The 21535-nt window shown below is 60.4% G+C and carries 23 protein-coding genes; 11 read left to right on the top strand and 12 right to left on the bottom strand.

The annotated features are described in order from the left end of the window. Window positions 1-32 precede the first annotated feature (32 nt). The 5 genes from RTCIAT899_RS16990 to ccmA all read right to left on the bottom strand — a co-directional run bounded on the left by RTCIAT899_RS16990 (window position 33) and on the right by ccmA (window position 3393). Window positions 33-644, bottom strand: coding sequence for a DsbE family thiol:disulfide interchange protein (locus RTCIAT899_RS16990; protein WP_015341465.1), 612 nt, complete (start codon window positions 642-644; stop codon window positions 33-35). Beyond that, entirely contained in the window at window positions 641-814 is a 174-nt protein-coding gene (gene ccmD, locus RTCIAT899_RS16985; RefSeq protein WP_015341464.1) for a heme exporter protein CcmD, read from the bottom strand. Before ccmD ends, RTCIAT899_RS16990 begins: the two co-directional genes overlap by 4 nt. 1 nt (window position 815) lies before the next feature. After that, window positions 816-1574, bottom strand: a complete 759-nt coding sequence (locus RTCIAT899_RS16980; protein WP_015341463.1) for a heme ABC transporter permease — start codon at window positions 1572-1574, stop codon at window positions 816-818. A gap of 180 nt (window positions 1575-1754) precedes the next feature. Next, window positions 1755-2414: a heme exporter protein CcmB gene (gene ccmB / locus RTCIAT899_RS16975; RefSeq protein WP_015341462.1), complete on the bottom strand. Its 660-nt coding sequence runs from the start codon at window positions 2412-2414 to the stop codon at window positions 1755-1757. Between the two features lie 331 nt (window positions 2415-2745). Then, window positions 2746-3393 (bottom strand): heme ABC exporter ATP-binding protein CcmA, encoded by a 648-nt coding sequence (ccmA, locus tag RTCIAT899_RS16970; RefSeq protein ID WP_015341461.1) that lies wholly within the window; start codon window positions 3391-3393, stop codon window positions 2746-2748. Between the two features lie 263 nt (window positions 3394-3656). Here ccmA and acnA point away from each other — a divergent pair, with 263 nt between their 5' ends. From acnA to RTCIAT899_RS16950, 3 genes are all read left to right on the top strand, one after another. Beyond that, a complete protein-coding gene (gene acnA, locus RTCIAT899_RS16960) occupies window positions 3657-6347 on the top strand; it encodes an aconitate hydratase AcnA (RefSeq protein WP_015341460.1) in 2691 nt (896 codons plus the stop codon). Between the two features lie 258 nt (window positions 6348-6605). Further along, complete coding sequence (locus RTCIAT899_RS16955; RefSeq protein WP_041677707.1) at window positions 6606-7349, top strand: DUF1223 domain-containing protein; 744 nt, start codon at window positions 6606-6608, stop codon at window positions 7347-7349. A 375-nt stretch (window positions 7350-7724) separates the two neighbouring features. Further along, entirely contained in the window at window positions 7725-8126 is a 402-nt protein-coding gene (locus RTCIAT899_RS16950; RefSeq protein WP_041677706.1) for a DUF2794 domain-containing protein, read from the top strand. Between the two features lie 55 nt (window positions 8127-8181). Here the strand turns inward: RTCIAT899_RS16950 and RTCIAT899_RS16945 are convergent, their stop codons facing one another. The 4 genes from RTCIAT899_RS16945 to RTCIAT899_RS16930 all read right to left on the bottom strand — a co-directional run bounded on the left by RTCIAT899_RS16945 (window position 8182) and on the right by RTCIAT899_RS16930 (window position 13046). After that, complete coding sequence (locus RTCIAT899_RS16945) at window positions 8182-8739, bottom strand: GNAT family N-acetyltransferase (protein WP_015341457.1); 558 nt, start codon at window positions 8737-8739, stop codon at window positions 8182-8184. Between the two features lie 118 nt (window positions 8740-8857). Further along, window positions 8858-9598, bottom strand: coding sequence for a Bax inhibitor-1/YccA family protein (locus tag RTCIAT899_RS16940; RefSeq protein WP_041677705.1), 741 nt, complete (start codon window positions 9596-9598; stop codon window positions 8858-8860). A gap of 194 nt (window positions 9599-9792) precedes the next feature. Further along, complete coding sequence (locus RTCIAT899_RS16935) at window positions 9793-12339, bottom strand: ABC transporter permease (protein WP_015341455.1); 2547 nt, start codon at window positions 12337-12339, stop codon at window positions 9793-9795. Next, complete coding sequence (locus RTCIAT899_RS16930) at window positions 12336-13046, bottom strand: ABC transporter ATP-binding protein (RefSeq protein ID WP_015341454.1); 711 nt, start codon at window positions 13044-13046, stop codon at window positions 12336-12338. Before RTCIAT899_RS16930 ends, RTCIAT899_RS16935 begins: the two co-directional genes overlap by 4 nt. A gap of 81 nt (window positions 13047-13127) precedes the next feature. Between RTCIAT899_RS16930 and RTCIAT899_RS16925 the strand changes: the two genes are divergently transcribed. Next, the gene (locus tag RTCIAT899_RS16925) at window positions 13128-13778 is read left to right on the top strand and encodes an arylesterase (RefSeq protein ID WP_041677704.1); all 651 of its coding nucleotides are present in this window, start codon (window positions 13128-13130) and stop codon (window positions 13776-13778) included. 68 nt (window positions 13779-13846) lie between these two features. Further along, on the top strand, window positions 13847-14443 hold the full coding sequence (gene thpR, locus RTCIAT899_RS16920; protein ID WP_015341452.1) for an RNA 2',3'-cyclic phosphodiesterase: 597 nt from the start codon (window positions 13847-13849) through the stop codon (window positions 14441-14443). On the opposite strand, the gene RTCIAT899_RS16915 is transcribed toward thpR, so the two are convergent. Further along, window positions 14374-14856: a low molecular weight protein-tyrosine-phosphatase gene (locus RTCIAT899_RS16915; RefSeq protein ID WP_041677703.1), complete on the bottom strand. Its 483-nt coding sequence runs from the start codon at window positions 14854-14856 to the stop codon at window positions 14374-14376. The two genes, thpR and RTCIAT899_RS16915, sit on opposite strands and share 70 nt — an antisense overlap. 90 nt (window positions 14857-14946) lie before the next feature. Here RTCIAT899_RS16915 and RTCIAT899_RS16910 point away from each other — a divergent pair, with 90 nt between their 5' ends. The 5 genes from RTCIAT899_RS16910 to RTCIAT899_RS16890 all read left to right on the top strand — a co-directional run bounded on the left by RTCIAT899_RS16910 (window position 14947) and on the right by RTCIAT899_RS16890 (window position 18571). Next, the gene (locus tag RTCIAT899_RS16910) at window positions 14947-15252 is read left to right on the top strand and encodes a 4a-hydroxytetrahydrobiopterin dehydratase (RefSeq protein WP_015341450.1); all 306 of its coding nucleotides are present in this window, start codon (window positions 14947-14949) and stop codon (window positions 15250-15252) included. A 66-nt stretch (window positions 15253-15318) separates the two neighbouring features. Next, the gene (locus RTCIAT899_RS16905) at window positions 15319-15708 is read left to right on the top strand and encodes a YkvA family protein (protein WP_015341449.1); all 390 of its coding nucleotides are present in this window, start codon (window positions 15319-15321) and stop codon (window positions 15706-15708) included. Between the two features lie 333 nt (window positions 15709-16041). After that, window positions 16042-16614, top strand: coding sequence for an invasion associated locus B family protein (locus tag RTCIAT899_RS16900; protein ID WP_041677702.1), 573 nt, complete (start codon window positions 16042-16044; stop codon window positions 16612-16614). 287 nt (window positions 16615-16901) lie between these two features. After that, a complete protein-coding gene (gene rlmN / locus RTCIAT899_RS16895; RefSeq protein WP_015341447.1) occupies window positions 16902-18137 on the top strand; it encodes a dual-specificity RNA methyltransferase RlmN in 1236 nt (411 codons plus the stop codon). 5 nt (window positions 18138-18142) lie between these two features. Continuing rightward, a complete protein-coding gene (locus tag RTCIAT899_RS16890) occupies window positions 18143-18571 on the top strand; it encodes a hypothetical protein (protein ID WP_041677701.1) in 429 nt (142 codons plus the stop codon). Here RTCIAT899_RS16890 and RTCIAT899_RS16885 read toward each other — a convergent pair. Beyond that, the gene (locus tag RTCIAT899_RS16885) at window positions 18555-19196 is read right to left on the bottom strand and encodes a LysE family translocator (protein WP_015341445.1); all 642 of its coding nucleotides are present in this window, start codon (window positions 19194-19196) and stop codon (window positions 18555-18557) included. The two genes, RTCIAT899_RS16890 and RTCIAT899_RS16885, sit on opposite strands and share 17 nt — an antisense overlap. A 68-nt stretch (window positions 19197-19264) precedes the next feature. Continuing rightward, a complete protein-coding gene (locus RTCIAT899_RS16880) occupies window positions 19265-20119 on the bottom strand; it encodes an SDR family NAD(P)-dependent oxidoreductase (RefSeq protein ID WP_015341444.1) in 855 nt (284 codons plus the stop codon). A gap of 179 nt (window positions 20120-20298) precedes the next feature. On the opposite strand from RTCIAT899_RS16880, the gene RTCIAT899_RS16875 reads away from it, so the two are divergent. Beyond that, window positions 20299-21522, top strand: a complete 1224-nt coding sequence (locus RTCIAT899_RS16875) for an argininosuccinate synthase (RefSeq protein ID WP_015341443.1) — start codon at window positions 20299-20301, stop codon at window positions 21520-21522. Window positions 21523-21535: the final 13 nt, after the last annotated feature.

Raw genomic sequence — 21535 nt, 5'->3', positions numbered from 1 at the left:
TTCGGGCACCTTCTCCCCGAGGGGAGAAGGGATCAAGACGCCGATTTCCCCCGCGCCTTCTCAATGGCCGGATAGAGTCCTTCCTTCAGGCTTGTGGCCGTAAACGGACCGACCTGTTTGTAGAGGATCGTGCCGTCGGGGGAGACGAGGTAGGATTCCGGGATGCCGTAGACGCCCCAGTCGATGGCGGCCGAGCCGTTCGGGTCGATGCCGATGGCGTTGTAGGGATTGCCGAGCTCGCCGAGGAAGCGAAGGGCGTTCTCGTTCGTATCCTTGTAATTGATCGCGACGATGTTGAGCCGGCCGTCCTTGGCGAGTTCCTTCAGCACGGGATGCTCATCGCGGCAGGGGATGCACCAGGAGGCGAAGATATTGACGAGCGTCAGCTTGCCCTTGATGGCGTCATCGGTCAGTGCCGGTAGGTTGGAGCCTTCGAGCGGTGCCAGCGCGAGCTTCGGCGCCCTGGTGCCGATCAGCGCGGAGGGAATGGCCGATATATCGGTGCCGTGAACTTCCTGGTCATACATGACCTTGCCGACGGCAAGGGCGATGCAGGCAAAGACGATCAGTGGGACCAGCGCCAGCAGATAGCGCGCGGTGCCGCTCGATTTTACGCCATTCTTATTGTCGGCATCGGCAGTCATTTCGTCTCGTTTTCCGATGGGCGCTGCGAGCGGCGGCGGATGCCGGAGGCTTCCAATGCGGCAAGTTCGCGGCGGCGCAGGCGTCCATCGTTCCAGATCCAGGCGATGATGGCGAGGATCATGAAGGCGGCAAAGCCATAGGAGCCGAAGACATAGAAGGGGTGCGACATTCTAGTCCTCCCGGCTTGCCATACGCGCGGCCATACGGCGCTGCGTGGCGATGCGGCGGCGCCAGATCTCGTTGCGGATCGCCATCAGGTGCAGCGTGAAGAACAGCAGCGTGAAGGCGAGCGCCATGGTGAAGAGCGGCCAGAGGAATTCCGCGTCGATGGCGGGGCCGTCGAGGCGCATGATGCTTTCCGACTGATGCAGCGTGTTCCACCAGTCCACGGAGAACTTGATGATCGGGATATTGATGAAGCCGACCAGCGTCAGAATGGAGGCGACGCGGGCCGCCTTCGACGGATCGTCCATGGCGCGGTTGAGCGCGATCAGGCCGAGGTACATGAGGAACAGGATGAAGACCGAGGTCAGACGCGCATCCCAGACCCAATAGGTGCCCCACATCGGCTTGCCCCAGAGCGAGCCCGTCACCAGCGCGATCAGCGTGAAGGCGGCGCCGAGCGGGGCTGCCGTCTTGCCGGCGACATCGGCCAGCGGATGGCGCCAGACCAACGTTCCGATCGCCGACATGCTCATGATCGTGTAGCACATCATCGACAGCCAGGCGGCAGGAACGTGAATATACATGATGCGGACGGTATCGCCCTGCTGGTAGTCGCCCTCGGTCGTAAAGGATAAATAGAGGCCGATCGCAAAAAGTATGGTTGTAATCGCCGCCAGCCAGGGAATGAGACGCGCAGAAAACGCCAGGAACCGCGTGGGGTTGGCGAGGTCGGAAAATCGGCTGATCGCAGTGATATCGCTCATGCGGCTTGTTTAACCCGATATGGCTTTTCCGGCAATCGACCGCATTGCCTCAGATGGGCGAAACAGTATCTCCGTTAGAGCCCTTCCGCTTTTCTTCGAAACGCGAAAACGCTCTACCCTTTTGTTATTACGCAATTCCGGACGGAGAACCGCTTCGCACTTTTCCTGGAATTGCTCTGATCAATCAGTCGTGTTTCGCAAGGCAAGGGCGGCAGCAGCCGGCCCGAGGACTGCGAAGAACAGGGTCAGCGCGATCAGGATCAGGAACGGCGGCAGGAAGGGCTGCGGTCCCTCGACGGCGGCGTATGTGGCGCTGACGCCGAAGATCAGCACGGGAATGGTGAGCGGCAGCACCAGAATGGAGACCAGCAGCCCGCCGCGCGGCAGCGCCACGGCGACGGCGGCACCGACCGCGCCGATGAAGGTGAGTGCCGGCGAGCCAACGAGCAGGGTCAGGGCCGTCGCCGCGATCGCGGTCTCGTTCATATTCATGAAGAGGCCGAGCAGCGGCGAGGCGATGACAAGCGGCAGGCCGGTCGCCACCCAATGTGCCGCGCATTTGATGAAGACCGTGAGCACCAGCGGGGTTTCCTGCATGACGAGCAGATCGAGCGAGCCATCATCGCGTTCGGCCTGGAACAGCCGGTCGAGGCCGAGGAGGCTTGCGAGCAACGCGCCGATCCAGACGATGGCAGGGCCGATGCGCGAGAGAAGTTTGAGGTCGGGGCCGACGGCGAAGGGGATGATGGCGACGACGGTCAGGAAGAAGAGAATGCCGATCAACGCCCCGCCGCCGGCGCGCACCGAAAGTCTGAGGTCGCGGAGGAGGAGGGCGGTCATGGATGGTGACTTTCAAACTGTATGGGGAGATTGCCTTTCGCCTGGCTCAAGGCGCAAGAAGCTGTTGCTTCTCGCCACCCCCCTCTGCCCCTTCGGGGCATCTCCCCCACAAGGGGGGAGATCGGTAGCCTGCCGCTCACTCGGTGCCACGCAATATCTTTCTGTACTGGCAGATCCTGTCGAAGTTGCTTAGGGCATGTAGCTGCCGCCGACGATCTCCCCCCTTGTGGGGGAGATGTCACGATAGTGACAGAGGGGGGTAACTCGTCGCGCAGCGATGAGTTTTTCCGAAAGGACAGAGGGTGGCATCGCAGGCTCGGCATTCTCGAATTCATCCCCAAACCCCCTCACTCGCCCCGACAAACCCCGTCATCCGCATCTCCTGCGCGTTCTCCAACCCCAGCGGCTGGTGCGTCGCAGCAAGCACAATGCCGCCCTTCTTCTGATGGGCGGTGATTAGCTCCGCGAAAAGCCGGTCGGCGGAGCTGTCGAGCGCTGCCGTCGGTTCGTCCAGGATCCAGATAGGGCGGTGGGCGACCAGAAGTTTGGCGAAAGCGATTCGCCGCTGCTGGCCGGCGGAGAGATAGCCGAAGGGCAGATGCGTGATGTCGGCAAGACCGACGGCATCGACAGCTTCATTGATATCGAGGCCGGAGCCGCCCGGCATGTCGCCGAAAAAGGTTTTCCAGAAGGTCAGGTTTTCCGCGACGGTCAGCTCGGATTTCATCGCATTGCGGTGGCCGAGATAGTGGCTGGCTTCGCCGGCCGGCCGGTCCAATTCGCCGTCCTTTCCGGTGAATGCGACACGACCCTTTTCCGGCCTGAGAAGGCCTGCCACAACGCGCAGCAGCGTCGATTTTCCCGATCCGTTGCGGCCGGTCAAAACGAGTGCGTCTCCACCCGCCAAGTCGAAGGAAACATTCAAGAAAATCAGGTCTTCGCCCCGCCTTGCAGCCAGATTTTCAGCGCTTAGATGCATTCGCTCAGGTTTTCCCTATTTTCTTTACCGCAGCGCGCAAAAAATTGTCGAAATTTGCGCTTTGTCACTCTGGCAAGTCTTTACGAAATTATCTATAAGACCTGCAACCACGCCAGCGGTCGGCGTGAATTTCATCCTTGCGCCGAACATAAGGTTTTCTGCCTTACGTGCGGACAGCGGAAATGGCCGTACCCGCATCCTGATGTGCATAAAGTGCATAGGCGTTCGCACGACTGTGTTGGCTATCAGAAACGGGGTATCTCGTGTCTAAATCTCTTGACAGTTTCAATTGTCGTTCCACGCTGACCGTGGGCGGGAAAGACTATGTCTATTTCAGCCTGCCCAAGGCTGAGGCCAATGGTCTGCCCGGTGTTTCCAAGCTGCCTTACTCCATGAAGGTGCTTTTGGAAAACCTGCTGCGTTTTGAAGACGGGCAGTCGGTCACGAAGGAGCATATCCTTGCCGTCGCCGAATGGCTGACCAATAAGGGCACCGTCGAGAACGAAATCGCCTATCGCCCGGCACGCGTGCTGATGCAGGACTTCACCGGCGTTCCGGCCGTCGTCGACCTTGCCGCCATGCGCGACGCCATGGTTTCTCTTGGCGGCGATCCGGAAAAGATCAACCCGCTCGTTCCCGTCGACCTCGTCATCGACCACTCCGTCATCGTTGACGAATTCGGCACGCCGCAGGCGTTTGCCAAGAACGTCGAGCTGGAATACCAGCGCAACGGCGAGCGCTACCGCTTCCTGAAGTGGGGCCAGCAGGCATTCAAGAATTTCCGCGTCGTCCCTCCCGGCACCGGCATCTGTCACCAGGTGAATCTCGAATATCTCGGCCAGACCGTCTGGACGAAGGAAGAGGACGGCGAAACGATCGCCTACCCCGACACCTGCGTCGGCACCGATTCGCACACGACCATGATCAACGGCCTCGGCGTTCTCGGCTGGGGTGTTGGCGGTATCGAGGCTGAAGCCGCCATGCTCGGCCAGCCGGTCTCCATGCTGCTGCCTGAGGTCATCGGCTTCAAGCTCACCGGCAAGCTCAAGGAAGGCGTCACGGCGACCGACCTCGTTCTGACCGTCGTGCAGATGCTGCGCAAGAAGGGCGTCGTTTCCAAGTTCGTCGAATTCTTCGGCCCTGGCCTCGACAACATGCCGCTCGCCGACCGTGCCACCATCGGCAACATGGGTCCGGAATATGGCGCGACCTGCGGCTTCTTCCCGGTCGACAAGGAAACGCTGAACTATCTCAACATGTCCGGCCGCGCCAAGGACCGTATCGCGCTCGTCGAAGCCTATTCCAAGGCTCAAGGGATGTGGCGCGACAATGACGGATCCGACCTCGTCTTCACCGACACGCTGGAACTCGACCTTAACGACGTCGTGCCGTCGATGGCTGGCCCGAAGCGTCCGGAAGGCCGTATCGCGCTGGAAAACATTGCTTCCGGCTTCGCCACCTCGCTCGAAACCGAATACAAGAAGCCCGGCCAGCTCTCCAACCGCTATGCGGTCGAAGGCACGGATTTCGACATCGGCCATGGCGACGTTGCCATCGCTGCCATCACCTCCTGCACCAACACCTCCAACCCGTCGGTGCTGATCGCGGCCGGCCTTCTCGCCCGCAACGCCGTTGCCAAGGGCCTGAAGACCAAGCCGTGGGTCAAGACCTCGCTGGCACCGGGATCTCAGGTCGTCGGCGAATATCTTGCCAAGTCCGGCCTGCAGGCCGATCTCGACAAGCTCGGCTTCAACCTGGTCGGCTTCGGCTGCACCACCTGCATCGGCAACTCCGGCCCGCTGCCGGCGCCAATCTCCAAGACGATCAATGACAAGGGCCTGATCGTATCCGGCGTCCTCTCCGGCAACCGCAACTTCGAAGGCCGCATCTCGCCTGACGTCCAGGCGAACTATCTGGCTTCGCCGCCGCTCGTCGTCGCCTACGCGCTCGCCGGCTCGGTGCAGCTCGACCTGACGAAGGAGCCGATCGGCGAAGACCAGAACGGCAAACCTGTTTACCTGAAGGACATCTGGCCCACCTCGCACGAGGTTCAGGAGTTCATTCAGAAGTACGTCACCCGCGAGCTCTATGAGAGCAAGTATGCCGACGTCTTCAAGGGCGATGCCAACTGGCAGGCCGTGCAGGTTCCTCCGGGTCAGACCTATGCGTGGGACGACAACTCGACCTACGTGCAGAACCCGCCTTACTTCGTAGGCATGGGCAAGAAGGGCGCCGGCGTTTCCGACATCAAGGGCGCCCGCGTTCTTGGCCTCTTCGGCGACAAGATCACCACCGACCATATTTCCCCGGCCGGTTCGATCAAGGCTGCCTCGCCGGCCGGTTCCTACCTCATCGGTCATGGCGTCGGCGTTGCCGACTTCAACCAATACGGCACGCGCCGCGGCAACCATGAAGTCATGATGCGCGGCACCTTCGCCAACATCCGCATTCGCAACCACATGCTCGGCCCGAACGGCAAGGAAGGTGGCTACACCATCCACTATCCGTCCAAGGAAGAGACGTCGATCTACGATGCGGCCATGCAGTACAAGGCCGAGGGCGTTCCGCTCGTCATCTTCGCCGGTGTCGAATACGGCAACGGCTCGTCGCGCGACTGGGCTGCCAAGGGCACGAATCTGCTCGGCGTGCGTGCCGTGATCGCCCAGTCCTTCGAGCGCATCCACCGCTCGAACCTGGTTGGCATGGGCGTCATCCCCTTCGTCTTCGAGGAAGGCACCACCTGGGCAAGCCTCGGCCTGAAGGGCGACGAACTGGTCACGATCGAAGGCCTGGAAAACATCAAGCCGCGCGAGCGCAAGATCGCCAAGATCACCTATGGCGACGGCTCCGTGAAGGATGTTCCGATCATCTGCCGCATCGATACGCTGGATGAGGTCGTCTACGTCAACAATGGCGGCATCCTGCAGACGGTTCTGCGCGATCTCGCTGCCTGATAGGCATTCAGCACTGTTATGGGAGGCCGCCGGAAAACGCTTCCGGCGGCCTCTTGTTTTTCACGGTGATGTGTACGGCGAGACTTCCGCTCACTCCAGCCTCACCCCATCGTGACTTTGCGTCATCGCGTTAAACTATTATCTCTTGTTTCAGATTTTTCGGGCTTGATGTGGCTTGGTCGCCCCAAGAAGCGCTGATATTGCAGAGCCCGTATAGGCAGATGGCGCTCGCGATTGGATGCAGAGGTAGAGATAGAAATGCGCCTTCGATTTTTGGTTCCACTTTTGGCAGGCATTGGGCTCGCAAGTTCGCTGCATGCGCAGGAGGCTCCGAAGATCAAGGGCGTCGTCGAACTCTTCACTTCGCAGGGCTGCGCGTCCTGTCCTCCCGCCGATGCGGCCTTTCGCAAGCTGATCCGCCAGGGCAATGTCGTGGCGCTTGCCTACCATGTCGACTATTGGAACTATCTCGGCTGGAACGACACCATGGCGTCCAAGGACAATACGGCGCGCCAGTATGCCTATGCCCGGACGATGGGCCGCAGCGGAGTTTATACGCCACAGGCGATCGTCAATGGCAGGGACCATATGAACGGTGCCGATCTCAGTGGCATCAACGTCAAGCTCGACGAGTTTGAGCGCCTTGGCGAGGGTCTGATGGTTCCGGTCAGTGCCGCCATGAAGGGTGACGAGCTGGAGATCAAGATCGGAGCCGGGCAGGGCAGGGCCAATGTGGTTGCCGTCTATTTCGACAAGGAGCAGATGGTGGCGCCGAAGGGCGGCGAAAATACCGGCCAGCAGATTGCCTATATGCATGCCGTCTCCGATGTCGAGACGGTGGGCATGTGGGACGGCAAGGCCATGAGCCTCGTATTGCCCTCTACCGTGCTCGATAAAGCCGGCCGGCGAGGCCTCGCGATTCTGCTGCAGGCGTCGACGCCTGCGGGCGATCCGGCCGCCATTTTCGGGGCGACTGTTTTGACTGTGGGCTCGGACGGCTGAGCGGCTTTTCTGGAGCCCCTTCATTCGGCTTGGGCCCAAAAGGCTCCTATTCGGGCTGACGGTCGAAAGATCCCTATTTTGCGTGACGCCAAAAAGGGTTCCTATTTCGGCTGGCGCCGAAAAGGGGAGGTGCCCGGCGAGGACGCATTCGGGGCTGGGGTTTAATCGATACGCCCCGGCCGGGCCGTTTGACGCGGCGGCGCCAAACGGTTCCCTATACTTCCTGTAAATTGGGCGTCGTTTTGGCTGAAATGCGGCGCTGACGAGGTGCTTTCACAGCTGGGAAAGAAATTGTGAGCCGCCAGCCGTCTTGCAATTTGATGTGGCTGAGGCAAACTGTCATTCTCCTGTCATGAGATAGCCCCTGGGGGATTGATGACTGATCAGCCGGATTTGAGACACGGTAAAAGCCGTTCCGTCGATACCAATTCATCCGTCGTCGTTGATCTCAGAGAATACAAACAGAGCAAGGACCCGCTGCCGGTGACGTTTCATCGCCGGGAGCTGGATGCGATTCTCTGGATCTATGGTCGCATGGTCGGCGAAGGCGAGTGGCGCGACTACGCCATCGACCATTTGAAGGACAAAGCGGTTTTCTCCGTCTTCAAGCGCTCCGGCGAGATGCCGCTTTTCCGCATCGAAAAGAATCCGAAGCTATCGGCCAAGCAGGGTGCCTTTTCCGTCGTCAATACCAGCGGCATGATCCTGAAACGTGGTCATGACCTGAATCAAGTGCTGAAGGTTTTCGACAAGCAGCTGAAGCTGGTGGAGAAGTAGTTTCTGCGCGTTTCCGCAGCGGGCTAGGCGGCTCTGCAGACTGGCGGGTCAGATACTATCCCCCAAACAATGTCCCCGGATAAACCGAAGGATCCGGATCGGTTTCCGCGCCGTGTCCGAGCGCCTTCTGCATCAGCATCGTATCCAGCCACCGGCCATGCTTGTAGCCGGTGCCTTTCAACAGGCCGGTTTCGGTGAAGCCTGCGGCGCGGTGTACGGCGACGGAGGCGGGATGGGCGCCGCCGATGACGGCGATCATCTGGCGGAAGCCAAGCGTCTGGCAGCTTTCGACGAGCGCATCGAGCAGCAACCGGCCGATGCCGCGCCCTCGAGCCTCCGGCGCCAGATAGATCGAGTCCTCCACCATCCAGCGATAGGCCGGCCGCGTGCGGAAGGATGAGGCATAAGCATAGCCGAGGAATGCGCCGGTCTCGTCTTCGGCGACGAGATAGGGATAACCCTTGTCACGGATCGCCTCGAACCTGACCGTCATTTCTTCCTGGTTCGGTGGCGTGATTTCGTAGCTTGCCGTGCCGTTCAGGACGGAATCTCTGTAGATGGCGGTGATATGGGGAAGGTCGTCTGAGGTTGCACTGCGGAGGCTGACGGACATTGCTTCTATTGCCTGATCTGCGGATTTGTGACGGCAGCTATCAAATCGCAGGGCGTGTGCCCAAGCAAACAAAAAAGGCGGCTGAAGCCGCCTTTTCGTATCTCATTTCACGCTGCGATTAACGGCGGTTGCCCATAAATTGCAGCAGGAACATGAACAGGTTGATGAAGTCCAGGTAGAGCGACAGGGCGCCCATGATTGCCTTGCGGCCTGCTACGGTCGCATCGTCGGCATCATAGTACATTTCCTTGATCCGCTGCGTATCGTAGGCGGTGAGGCCTGCGAAGATCAGGACGCCGATCACGGAGATGGCGAACTGTAGGGCGGACGAAGCCAGGAAGATGTTGACGAGTGTCGCGATGATCAGGCCGAAGAGACCCATCATCAGGAACGAGCCCATCGCGGAGAGATCACGCTTGGTCGTGTAGCCGTAGAGCGACAACGCGCCGAAGGAGGCGGCGGTCACGAAGAAGGTCTGCACGACGCTCTGACCTGTGTAGATGATGAAGATCGACGACAGCGACAGGCCCACCAGCGCGGCGTAGACCCAGAAGGTCGTCGTCGCGGCGGCCACGCTCATGCGGTTGATCCTGAAGCTCAGGAAGAAGACCATTGCCAGCGGGGCGAGAATGACCACCCACTTCAGCGGGCTCAGATAGATCGCCTGGCCGAAGGCCGTGATCTGTCCGTTTGCGAAAGCGAGCGAGAAGGAGAGATAGGCGGCAACACCCGTGATCGCCAGACCCAGCGCCATCAGGTTATAGACCTTGAGCATATAGGCTCGAAGGCCCTCGTCTATCATCGCACCGGATTGCGCACCGCTCTGCGCCCGGTTTTGGTAATTGCGAAAGTCAGCCATGTTTTCCTCTTTCAAGCTCCGATGTGAGTACGGTGTCGGGTCCTTCAGAACCCAGGCGCCGCTGCGGAGCTCCAGCATGCCTGCACAGAATATGAGGCTTTCGAGCCGCATGCACAAGGGTCAAGCAGCCGGCCCGATGTTAAATCGATGTAACATCGGGCTGTTTTGGCGGCTCTGCACCGTCGGCGGAGCGGTTAGAGTTCACGCAGAACGGGGGCGGCCTTCTGGCCGAGGATGCGCCAGGTGCCGATGAGGCCAATACCGACCGTCAGCACCAGGGCGATGACGAGCGTCGATACGGCGACATCGGGCAGGAAGGCCGAGGGCAGGTGCATGATGCGGCTGACGATATACCAGGCGGATGCGGCACCGGCGATCAAGGCAAAGACGGCGGTTGCCCCACCCAGGATCAGATATTCGTAGCTGAAGGCGCGGATCAGTGTCGCCCGCGTCGCGCCAAGCGTCTTAAGGATGACGGCGTCGTGCGCGCGCGCGCGATTGCCGGCCGCGAGCGCGCCGGCCAGCACCAGCACCGAGGCAATGAGTGCGACAGAGGCGGCGGAGCGGATGGCAGTGGCAAGCTGTCCCACAAGCGTGTTGACGACATCGAGAGCATCCTTGACGCGGACGCTTGTTATGGTCGGGTAGGTATTCGTGACCTTCCTGAGAATGGCCGCTTCCTGTTCCGGGGTGGCTGATGTGTCGGTCAGGGTGGCGAGCCAGGCATGCGGGGCGCCCTTGAAGGTATTGGGCGAGAAGATCATCACGAAATTGATCGACAGCGACTGCCATTGAACCTTGCGGAAGCTGGCGATCTTGGCGGTGATGTTGCGGCCGAGCACGTTGACGGTGACTTTATCGCCGAGCTTCAGGCCGAGCGCCTTGCCTTCCTCTTCGGAGAAGGAGACCAGCGGCTCGCCGCTATAATCCTTGTCCCACCATTTGCCTTCCGTGACCGAGGCATTTTCCGGCACCGTATCGGCATAGGTGATGCCGCGGTCGCCGCGCAGGACCCATTGACCGGCGGCCGGCACCTTCATCTTGGTAACATCCTCGCCATTGAAGGCGACGATGCGGCCGCGCAGCATCGGCGCCTCGACGAGCTTGCCCTTGGGGTCGATGTCGAGCACGATCTTGCGGAAGCCTTCCAGCTCCGGCCCCTGAATATCGACGAAGAAGAAATTCGGCGCCTGTTCGCTCATGCGGCCCATCAGTTCGCGGCGCATGTTGCCGTCGATCAACGTCAGGGTCACCAACAGCGCCAGCCCGAGGCCGAGCGACAGCACGACGGACGAGGTGAGCGCGCCGGGCCGATGAATATTGCCGATCGCCAGGCGCAGGGCGGGCGAGCGCACACGCGGGCTGCGGCGGGCAAGCCAGGAAAGCACGGCCGCAACGGCGCGCAGCACGACGAAGGCGGCGGCAATCGAAACGACGAAGACGATCGCGATGAAGCGATCATAGGCGGTGACGATCGCCAGAGCCGCAAGGGCTGCCATCAGCACGCCGGCGGCGAGCAGATAGGGCCAGCCGGGAAGGCGTCGCGCTTCGAAACCCTGTTCGCGAAACAGCGCCGTTGCCGGCACTTCGCGGGCATGGCCGAGCGGCGGGATGGCAAAGGCCAGCGTCGTCAGCAGGCCGAACAGGGCGGCGAGCGTCAATGCACCGGGATAAAGCCGCGGGGCGGTGGAAATCGGCAGGAATTCCGCCATGAATTGCGACGCAATCATCGGCGCAATGGCGCCGAGGACGAGGCCAATTACTATGCCGGCAAGCGCAATGACGGCGATCTGGATGAGATAGATCAGCACAACGACGAAGGCCGGCGCGCCCAGGCATTTGAAGGTGGCGATGGTCGTGCGCTTGGAATCGAGGAAGGCGCGGACGGCATTGGCAACGCCGACGCCGCCGACGATGAGCGCCGCCAGGCCGACCAGCGTCAGGAACTGCGAGAAGCGGGTGACGTTGTCGGCGAGCTGGGGTGCCGCGCGATCACTGCTGCGGATCGACCAGCCGGCTTGCGGGAAGGCGGCATTGGCGCGGTCAGTGAGATTGCGGATGCCGGCTGCGGGGTTGTCCATGCGGATCTTGTAGGATTGCTCGACCAGACTGCCCGTGGTGATCAGGCCGGAAGCAATCAGGGCGTCGCTGCTGGTGAGCAGGCGCGGCGCGAAGCCGAAGCCTTCGGAGACGGCGTCCGGCTCGCTTTGGATAGTGCCCGATATGCGCAGCTTCGTATTGCCCAGCAGCAGATCGCCGCCGACCTTGAGGTTCAGGCGTTCCAACAGCAGCGGCGCTACGACGGCGCCATAGGCGCCATCTTTCGCGGCCAGTAACGTCGAGAGCGGCTGATTAGGGTTGGCCTCAAAGGTGCCGTAGAGCGGATAGGCGTCGTCGACGGCCTTCACCTCGACCAGCGCCTGGTCCGAGCCATCGGGCAGACGTGCCATGGAACGCAGGCCGGTGGAGCGGGAAACTTTGCCTAAGCTTTGGAGATAGGCGAATTCTTCCGGCGTCGCCTCGCGATTGCGCAGTTCGAAACGGGCATCGCCTGATAGCAGCGATTGTCCCTGCGTCGAAATCGCGTCGGTGATCGAACGGGAAACGGAATTGACGGCGGCGATCGCGCCGGTGCCGAGCGCGATGCAGGCAAGGAAGATGTAGAAGCCGCCAAGGCCGCCGCGCAATTCGCGCAGGGCGAGGCGGAAGGCGAGGGGCAGGCGCAGTCCCGCCGCGCTCATGCAATGGCTGCCTGGTTGGTGCGCGTGCGCATGCTGTCGCTCTCGATTTCGCCGGAACGGACGCGGATCTGCCGAGAGCAACGGGCGGCAAGAGCGGGATCGTGGGTGACGAGCAGCATGGTCGTGCCGCGCTCGGCCTGCTGGGCGAAGAGCAGATCGGCGATCTGCCGGCCGGTATCGGTATCGAGATTGCCCGTCGGTTCGTCGGCAATCAGGACGGCGGGCGAAGGCGCCAGCGCGCGGGCGATGGCGACGCGCTGTTGCTCGCCGCCGGAGAGCTGGCCGGGATAGTGCGTGAGCCTCTCGCCCAGCCCCACTGCTTCCAGCTCCCGCCTGGCGATATCGAAGGCATCGCGGACGTTCGCAAGTTCCAGCGGCACTGCGACATTTTCGAGCGCCGTCATGTTGGCGATCAGGTGGAAGGATTGGAAAACGATGCCGATGTTGCGGCCGCGGAAATCGGCGATGCGATCTTCACTCAGGCTATGCAGCGGCGTGTCGCGGATCAGAAGTTCGCCGCTGTCGAGCTTTTCGAGGCCGGCCAGCACCATCAGCAGAGTGGACTTGCCGGAACCGGAGGGGCCGACGATGCCCACCGATTCACCCTCCATGATGGTGAGGTCAATGCCCTTCAGCACATGGACTGATGCGGCGGCATTGCCGAGCGTCAAATCCGCCTTCTTCAGCTCGATGATGGTTTTTGCCAATGCGAACGCCCTATATATCAGAGAACATCAGAGACAATGGCGGGCGCGACTGGCCCGAGCAGCGAATTTAGGGAATGGATCATGGGTTTTAAAGTTGCCGCGCTTCAATTCGCTGTCATCACTTTCGGTCTTTTGTTTGGCGCGGTTCACTCTGTCAATGCACGGACGATCCAGCTGGTCGGCTTCGGTGACAGCCTGATGGCGGGCTATCAGCTGCCGCCGGGCGACGGATTTCCCGCGAAGCTTGAGGCGGCGCTGAAGGCCAAGGGACTCGATATCGCCGTCGCCGATGCCGGTGTTTCGGGCGATACGACTTCAGGCGGCCTCTCGCGCATCGACTGGTCGGTGCCTGATGGCACTGATGGCGTCATTCTGGAGCTTGGCGCCAACGACGCGCTGCGCGGCATCCCGCCGGAGCAGACCGAAAAGAACCTCGAGACGATGATCGAGCGATTGAAGGGCAGGAAGATCCCGATCTTCTTGGTCGGCATGCTGGCGCCGCCGAACATGGGTGGTGACTACGCCGATAAATTCAACCCGATCTACAAGCGGCTGGCCGACAAATACCAGCTTTCGCTCTATCCGTTCTTCCTCGATGGCGTTGCCACCCATGCGGATCTGCAGCTGTCGGACGGGATGCATCCGAACCCTAAGGGGGTCGATGTGATGGTCGAGCATATGTTGCCTGATGTTATGAGTTTTGTAGGGATGATTGATGCAGGTGCGAAATAGATGCTTGCACCGACTGCAAATGCGTGATTCCCTACCTGTACCTGCAAGAGATTCGGGGAGTGCTCGTCATGCCGAGACTTTTTACCGCCCTCGAAATTCCGCGCAATGCGGCCATGAGCCTGTCATTGTTGCGCGGTGGTCTCCCGGGAGCCAGGTGGATCGACGTTGAAAATTATCATATTACCTTGCGCTTCATCGGCGATGTCGATGGCCGCACGGCGGATGAGATCGTCGACCGGCTGGACCGGATAGATCGACCGGAATTCCAGCTTCGGCTGGAGGGCATCGGTTCCTTCGGCTCCAAGAAACCGCATTCGGTTTGGGCGGGGGTCTCGCAGACACCGGATATGTTCGCGCTGCAAGGCGAGATCGAGCGCATCTGCCAGAGGATCGGCCTGCAGCCGGATCCACGCAAGTTCACGCCGCATGTGACGCTCGCCAGGCTGAAGTCCTCGCGGGTCGACGATGTCGTGCACTATCTCTCCGGCCGCGGCAATTTCTACACCCAGCCCTTCACGGTCGGGCGCTTCGTGCTTCTGTCCTCGCGCGAATCTGTCGGCGGCGGTCCTTATCTCACCGAAGAGATATTCCCGCTTCACGAGCCCCGCAGCGCGTTCCCAACTTTGGGCAACAGCGCGCTGCAACCGGCCAAGAGCATGGTATAGACAGCTTCGAAATCCTCGCGGTCGCCATAATAGGGATCGGGAATGTCCTTGTTGCTGCCAAGCGCAAGGGTATTGAAGAGATGCAGCTTGCCGAGGAATTCGGTAGGTGCCGTCTTGCGCAAGTTCTTCAAATTGTCTTGATCCATTGCCAGGATAAGATCGAACCGGCTGAAATCGGCCGGCTCAATGCGACGGGCGCGCTGGCCTGAAATATCGATTCCGTGGTCGGCGGCAACCGCAACCGAGCGGCGATCCGGGCGTTCTCCCTGATGCCAGCCGCCGGTGCCGGCCGAATCAATCTCGAACTCGCCGCTACGGCTGGCCTTGCTCACCAGATGCCTGAATATGCCTTCGGCGAGGGGCGAGCGGCAGATATTGCCCGCGCAGACGAAAAGAACGCTGTGATGATCCATGCTATCGTTCAACCGCCAGAGCTTTTACGCAATTCCAGGGAAACCGCTACGCAGTATTCCTAGAATTGCTTTAGAAAGGAGTGACTCGCCATGAAATACGACAGACTGGACCGTGCGGCAATCGATGAAAATCTTGCGGAGCTCTCCGGCTGGGCGCTTGCCGCAGACGGGCTTTCCATTTCGAAGACCTTCAAGTTTCGCGATTTCGTCGAAGCCTTCGGCTTCATGACGGAAGCCGCCCTCGCTGCCGAAAAATTCAACCACCATCCGGAATGGTTCAACGTTTATTCCCGAGTCGAGGTGAGACTGACGACGCATGACGTCGGCGGCCTGACCGATCATGACGTCAAGCTGGCGAAGGCGATGGAGAAGGCGGCCGCGCGCCGGATCGATTGAATCACGCCAGGCGATCACCATATGTTTACACGGCCCGGCCGACGGGCCTCGATTGAGGTGAATGGAATGGATGACATCAAGTACGGGGAAATCCTGATGCCTGGTGACGAAGAGACCCAAAAAGAGCAGGAGAAGTCGGTGCGCAGAAAATTCTGGCCGACCTTGCGGAAGGCAGCTCGCCATATCCCGTTCTCGCGTGACGTCGTGGCCGCCTTCTATTGTGCGCTCGACCCGCAGACGCCGACCCGTGTTCGCGGCATATTGCTGGCGGCACTCGGCTATTTCGTCATGCCGGTCGATATCATCCCCGATTTCTTCGCCGTCATCGGCTTTTCCGATGATGTTGCGGTGCTGACGCTCGCGTTCAGCATGATCAGGGGGCATATCCGCCAGGAGCATTACGATGCCGCCGACCGGGCTCTGCAGAGCGAGCCCGAGGCCGTGAAGACGGCCTGATGGCCGCTTTTCCCGATCGGTTCGAATCTTCTCGGCTTTCCAGAGCTTTATGAGGATGACCTGATTTTAGCGAGGTCAAATTCTTGCCTGAATCTTTCTGTCTTAAATCGAATCCGTTGGGTGGTATTCCACCATCCGGGTTTTCCAATTCCTTCTTGTGCCTTTCAAGCTTCGTGCGATACCTGGGTTGAAATGACACGGAGCCACTGGCGGGCGGCTCTCCGTTGACGGTTTGGTAACCTGAATAAAGTCAAAATAGGGCAGCTCACGAGCATAGGCGTGCGTCAAACGATTCGCCATGAGCTCTGGACCGCAAGAAATCGGCAGGAAACCATGTTTGTAAAAAGCTTCGCAATCGCCCTCTCGCTCGTTCTGGCCGGAACCGGCATCGCGTCCGCGCAGGCCAAGAAGCAGAAGCAGACGCAGACGCAGCAGCAGGCGCCAGCGGCGGCAGCAGCATCGCCGGCAGCTCCCACGCGCATTCAGCAGTTCGACGCCTGGGGCGCTTACTCTTACCAGTCCGCCGGCGGCAAGGTTTGCTACGTTCTTTCCGTGCCAACAGCCAAGGCGCCGGCAACCGGCATCGATCATGGTGACAATTTCTTCATCGTGTCGCAGCGTCCGGGCCAGAACATCTCGTATGAGCCGCAAGCGATGATGGGGTACCCCCTCAAGGACAACTCCAAGGTCAATGTCACCATCGACAACAAGACCTTCGTCATGTTCACCAAGGAGAAGGCCGCGTGGGTTGAAAACGCCGCGCAGGAGCCGGCATTGGTTGCCGCACTGAAGTCCGGACACTCGCTGAAGGTTTCCGCGACCTCGAAGAAGGGCACCGCGACCTCCTACACCTATTCGCTGAAGGGTGTCAGCGCTGCGCTGAAGCAGATCGAAAACTGCAAATAGTTCGAAGGGCGAGAGATCACGCGAATGTGATCTTCCCGTCGCCGTGACGGTAAGGATGAGGCCGGCCATTACTGACCGGCCTTTTGCTTTTGAAGGCTGGTCTCATGCTTTCGAGGTAAAGGGATGACGCGGGCGGAAATTAATGCTAAAGGCCGCGCCAACGATAGGTGTGCGGCAGATTGATTGCCCCGCCACCGCATGAATCTTCAGATTTCCGTGCCTTGCCCGCATCCGCAGCTTGCGTCAGCTTTTGCGGCATCGCCGATGTGAACCGTTGGAATGATCCTATGTCCGCAACCGATGTCATAACCCCTTCCAGACTCAAGCCGATGCCCGTGTCGCAACCGGTCGAGCTTGCGCCGAAGCCGTCGCTGATCGGCATGACGCGTGAAGAGATGGGCGCGGCGCTCAAGGAAAAGGGTGTCGCCGACAAGCAGATCAAGATGCGCGTCAGCCAGCTCTGGAACTGGATCTATGTGCGCGGCGTCTCCGATTTCGATGCCATGGCCAACGTGTCGAAGGACATGCGCGAAATGCTGAAGACGCATTTCACCATCGCCCGTCCCGAAATCGTCGAGGAGCAGGTCTCCAACGACGGCACCCGCAAGTGGCTGCTGCGCTTTCCGCCGCGCGGGGCAGGGCGTCCCGTCGAGATCGAGGCCGTCTACATTCCCGAAGAAGGTCGCGGTACCCTCTGCATTTCCAGCCAGGTCGGCTGTTCGCTCACCTGTTCCTTCTGTCATACCGGAACGCAGCGCCTGGTGCGCAACCTGACGGCGGAAGAGATCCTGTCGCAACTGCTGCTGGCGCGCGATCGTCTCGGCGATTTCCCGGACCGCGAAGCGCCGCAAGGCACGATCATGCCGGCCGAGGGTCGCAAGGTCAGCAATATCGTCATGATGGGCATGGGCGAGCCGCTCTATAATTTTGACAGCGTCAAAACGGCACTGCTGATTGCCTCTGACGGCGATGGCCTGTCGCTCTCGAAACGCCGCATCACGCTTTCGACCTCGGGTGTCGTGCCGGAAATCTATCGCACCGGCGACGAGATCGGCGTCATGCTGGCGATCTCTCTGCATGCCGTACGCGATGACCTGCGCGACATGCTGGTGCCGATCAACAAGAAATATCCGCTGAAGGAGCTGATGGACGCCTGCCGTGCCTATCCGGGCCTTTCCAATGCGCGGCGCATCACCTTCGAATATGTGATGCTGAAGGGCGTCAACGACAGCCTCGAGGATGCCAAGGGGCTGATCCAGCTCCTGAAGGGCATTCCGGCCAAGATCAATTTGATCCCTTTCAACCCGTGGCCGGGCACGAATTATCAGTGTTCCGATTGGGAGCAGATCGAAAAGTTCGCCGATTTCATCAATTCGGCCGGCTACGCCTCTCCGATCCGTACGCCGCGTGGGCGGGACATTCTTGCCGCCTGCGGTCAGCTGAAATCGGAATCCGAGCGCATGCGCAAGACCGAGCGGCTCGCCTTCGAGGCCATGATGATCGCCAATCACGGCGAGGATTGAGATCGATGCTCCTTGGACTGCGCAAGCCCATACGCCTCCTTTGGGGCTATGTCGCCGCTTGCGCTCTGATGGGCTTCGTGCTGGCCTGCGTTGCTGCATGGACCGTGCCGGAGACTGCCGCGCCGGAGCTTTTCGTCCTGACCATTGCTCTGACCAAGGTCGCGATGATCGTCAGCATTCTGCCGTCCTTGGTGGTCATTCCCATTCTCGAATGGCGCGGCATGCGTCGGTGGTATGGCTATGCAATTTTCGGCGCGACCTTGTCGGCGGTCGCGTCCGTCCTGATTTCGGGCGGTATGGAACGGCCGCAAACTCTCAACCTGATCACCATTTTCGTCTGCTTCGCTTTTCTCGGAGCGGCCAGCGCCACCGTCTATTGGTGGATCGCCGGTCGGTTTGCAGGGCAATGGTCCGGTCTCAACGAGCCTGAGTGAGGAAGATCTTCGCCGCGAAGATCGAAAAGACGCCGGCGAAGGTATAATCAAGCCCGCGCAGGACGCGGCGATTGTTCTGCAGCCATGACGACAGCTTGTCGGCGGCGAGAACGACGAGCGCGTTCACCGGCATGCCGATGACAATAAAAAAGAAACCCAGGAACAGCAGCTTGTGGGTGACGGCCGGATCGCCCGCCGTGACGAACTGCGGCAGGAAGGTCATGAAGAAGATGATGACCTTCGGGTTCAGCAGATTGACCCAGAAGCCGGTTGAAATATTGGCAAACGGCGTGCCCTTGATGGCATCCACCTTTTTGACCGCCAGGCTGGAGCCGAAGCGGATTGCCTGAATCGCCAGCCAGAGCAGATAGGCGGCACCGCCGGTTTTGAGCATGGTGAAGGCGAGCGGAGAGGCCGTTATCAGCGCCGAAATACCGAAGGCCACGAGGCAGGTGTGGACGATGACGCCGAGGCTGGTGCCGAGCACGACGAAGAGCGCCGGCTTCTTGCCCTGTGCGAGCGCGCGGCTGATCGACAATGTCATGTCGGGGCCGGGCGTCATGGCCAACAACAGGCTCGCTGCCGCAAAGGCGAGGAGGGTCGGCAGGCTTGGTATGAAATCCATGAAAGTCGCTCCGAAAGCCGGATGATGGTGCTCAGCGTTTTCTTATCCGGCTTTCAAGGGATTGCAAATCAATCCTTTTTTTCGAGGAAGGTCTTGAATTGATCGGCATAGTCGGGATGCCAGCGCGACAGCGGCGGGCGGTTCTCGACGATATCGCCGGCGGCCCAGAGCATGCGGCACTCATCGACGGGGCGGGCAACATCGTTATCGGGACAAAGAATATAGAAATCGCCGCGTTTCAGGCTTTCCACCATGAAATCGATAGTCTGCTCCGGCGTCCAGGCGCCGGCGGGTTTTTCCCTGCGCTCGCCCTTGGTAAGGCCGGTGAAGACGAAGCCCGGAATGAGGAGGTGGGCCGATATCTTCGCGCCTTCCGTATTGCGCAGCTCGTGCTGCAGCGCCTCGGTGAAGACTTTCACGCCGGCCTTCGAGACATTGTAGGCGGGGTTGCCGGGAGGCGTGGTGATGCCCTGCTTCGAACCGGTGTTGATGATGAGGCCGGGTTCACCATGGGCCAGCATGCCGGGTCCGAAGGCGCGCGTGCCGTTGATGACGCCGAGCAGGTTGACACCAAGGATGGCATCCCAGCCGGCCTGGGCGCTGAAGATCGAGGTCTCCGGGCCGATGCCGGCATTGTTCATCAAGACATGCACGCGGCCGAAACGCTGCAGGACTGCGCGTTCCAGCGCTTCCAGCGCGTCTTTGCTGGCGACATCGGTCTCGATGGCCATGACATGCTCTTCGCCTGCGATCGTCTTGAGTTCAGCGCTCGCCTCGGCCAGGCGGTCGCCGCCGAGATCGGCGATAACGACGCTCATGCCGAGCGAAGCGAAATATTTCGCTGCGGCAAAACCGATGCCGGAAGCGCCGCCGGTGATGACGGCAACATTGGATTTCTTGAAAATGTCTTGAATATCGGTCACGAGCGGCGCCCTCCTGTATTGCTTGCTCGCCGCCGAATATGGTGCTTTCAGGAAACCTGTCAAACCGCTTGAGCCGCCGTTGCAGCGCTTCCCCTTGCGCCGCACGATAATCTCGCTAAAAGTTCCGCGATACAGCTTTGCGGGCCTTTCCCCTGGTCCGCCTCGAAACGGAACTTATCATGGCATCACATAAAGACGTGAAGAAAGTCGTTCTCGCCTATTCCGGCGGTCTCGACACCTCGATTATCCTGAAGTGGCTGCAGACGGAGCTTGGCGCCGAAGTCGTCACCTTCACCGCCGATCTCGGCCAGGGCGAAGAGCTGGAGCCGGCGCGCAAGAAGGCCGAAATGCTCGGCATCAAGGAAATCTATATCGAGGACGTGCGCGAGGAATTCGTGCGCGATTTCGTCTTCCCGATGTTCCGCGCCAATGCCGTCTATGAAGGCGTCTACCTGCTCGGCACCTCGATCGCCCGTCCGCTGATCTCCAAGCATCTGATCGAGATCGCCAGGAAGACCGGCGCCGATGCTATCGCGCATGGCGCGACTGGCAAGGGCAACGACCAGGTTCGTTTCGAGCTTTCGGCCTATGCGCTGAACCCGGACATCAAGATCATCGCTCCCTGGCGCGACTGGTCGTTCAAGAGCCGCACCGATCTCCTCGAATTCGCCGAGAAGCACCAGATCCCGGTCGCCAAGGACAAGAAGGGCGAGGCGCCTTTCTCCGTCGATGCCAACCTGCTGCACTCCTCTTCCGAAGGCAAGGTTCTGGAAGATCCGGCCCAGGAAGCGCCCGAATATGTGCATATGCGTACGATCTCGCCGGAAGCCGCTCCCGACAAGGCGACGATCATCAAGGTCGGCTTCGAGAAGGGCGATGCCGTTTCGATCAATGGCGAACGCCTGAGCCCGGCGAGCTTGCTTGCGAAGCTGAACGAGTACGGCCGCGACAACGGCATCGGCCGTCTCGATCTGGTCGAGAACCGTTTCGTTGGAATGAAGTCGCGCGGCGTCTACGAGACCCCCGGCGGCACGATCCTGCTCGCAGCCCACCGCGCCATCGAATCCATCACGCTCGACCGCGGTGCTGCGCACCTCAAGGACGAGCTGATGCCACGCTATGCCGAGTTGATCTATTACGGCTTCTGGTTCTCGCCAGAGCGCGAAATGCTGCAGGCTCTCATCGACAAGAGCCAGGAGCATGTCGAAGGCGAAGTGACACTGAAGCTCTACAAGGGCAATATCATGGTCATCGGCCGCGAAAGCCCGAAGTCGCTCTATTCCGACAAGCTCGTGACTTTCGAGGACGACCAGGGCGCATACGACCAGAAGGATGCGGCTGGCTTCATCAAGTTGAACGCGCTGCGCCTGCGCACGCTCGCCAAGCGCAACCTGTCGAAATAATCGACATTTCGAG

This window comes from Rhizobium tropici CIAT 899 (assembly GCF_000330885.1).
Classification (GTDB): Bacteria; Pseudomonadota; Alphaproteobacteria; order Rhizobiales; family Rhizobiaceae; genus Rhizobium; species Rhizobium tropici.
The sequence above is the reverse complement of the archived record's forward strand: the minus strand, read 5'-3'. Positions and strand labels throughout refer to the sequence as shown.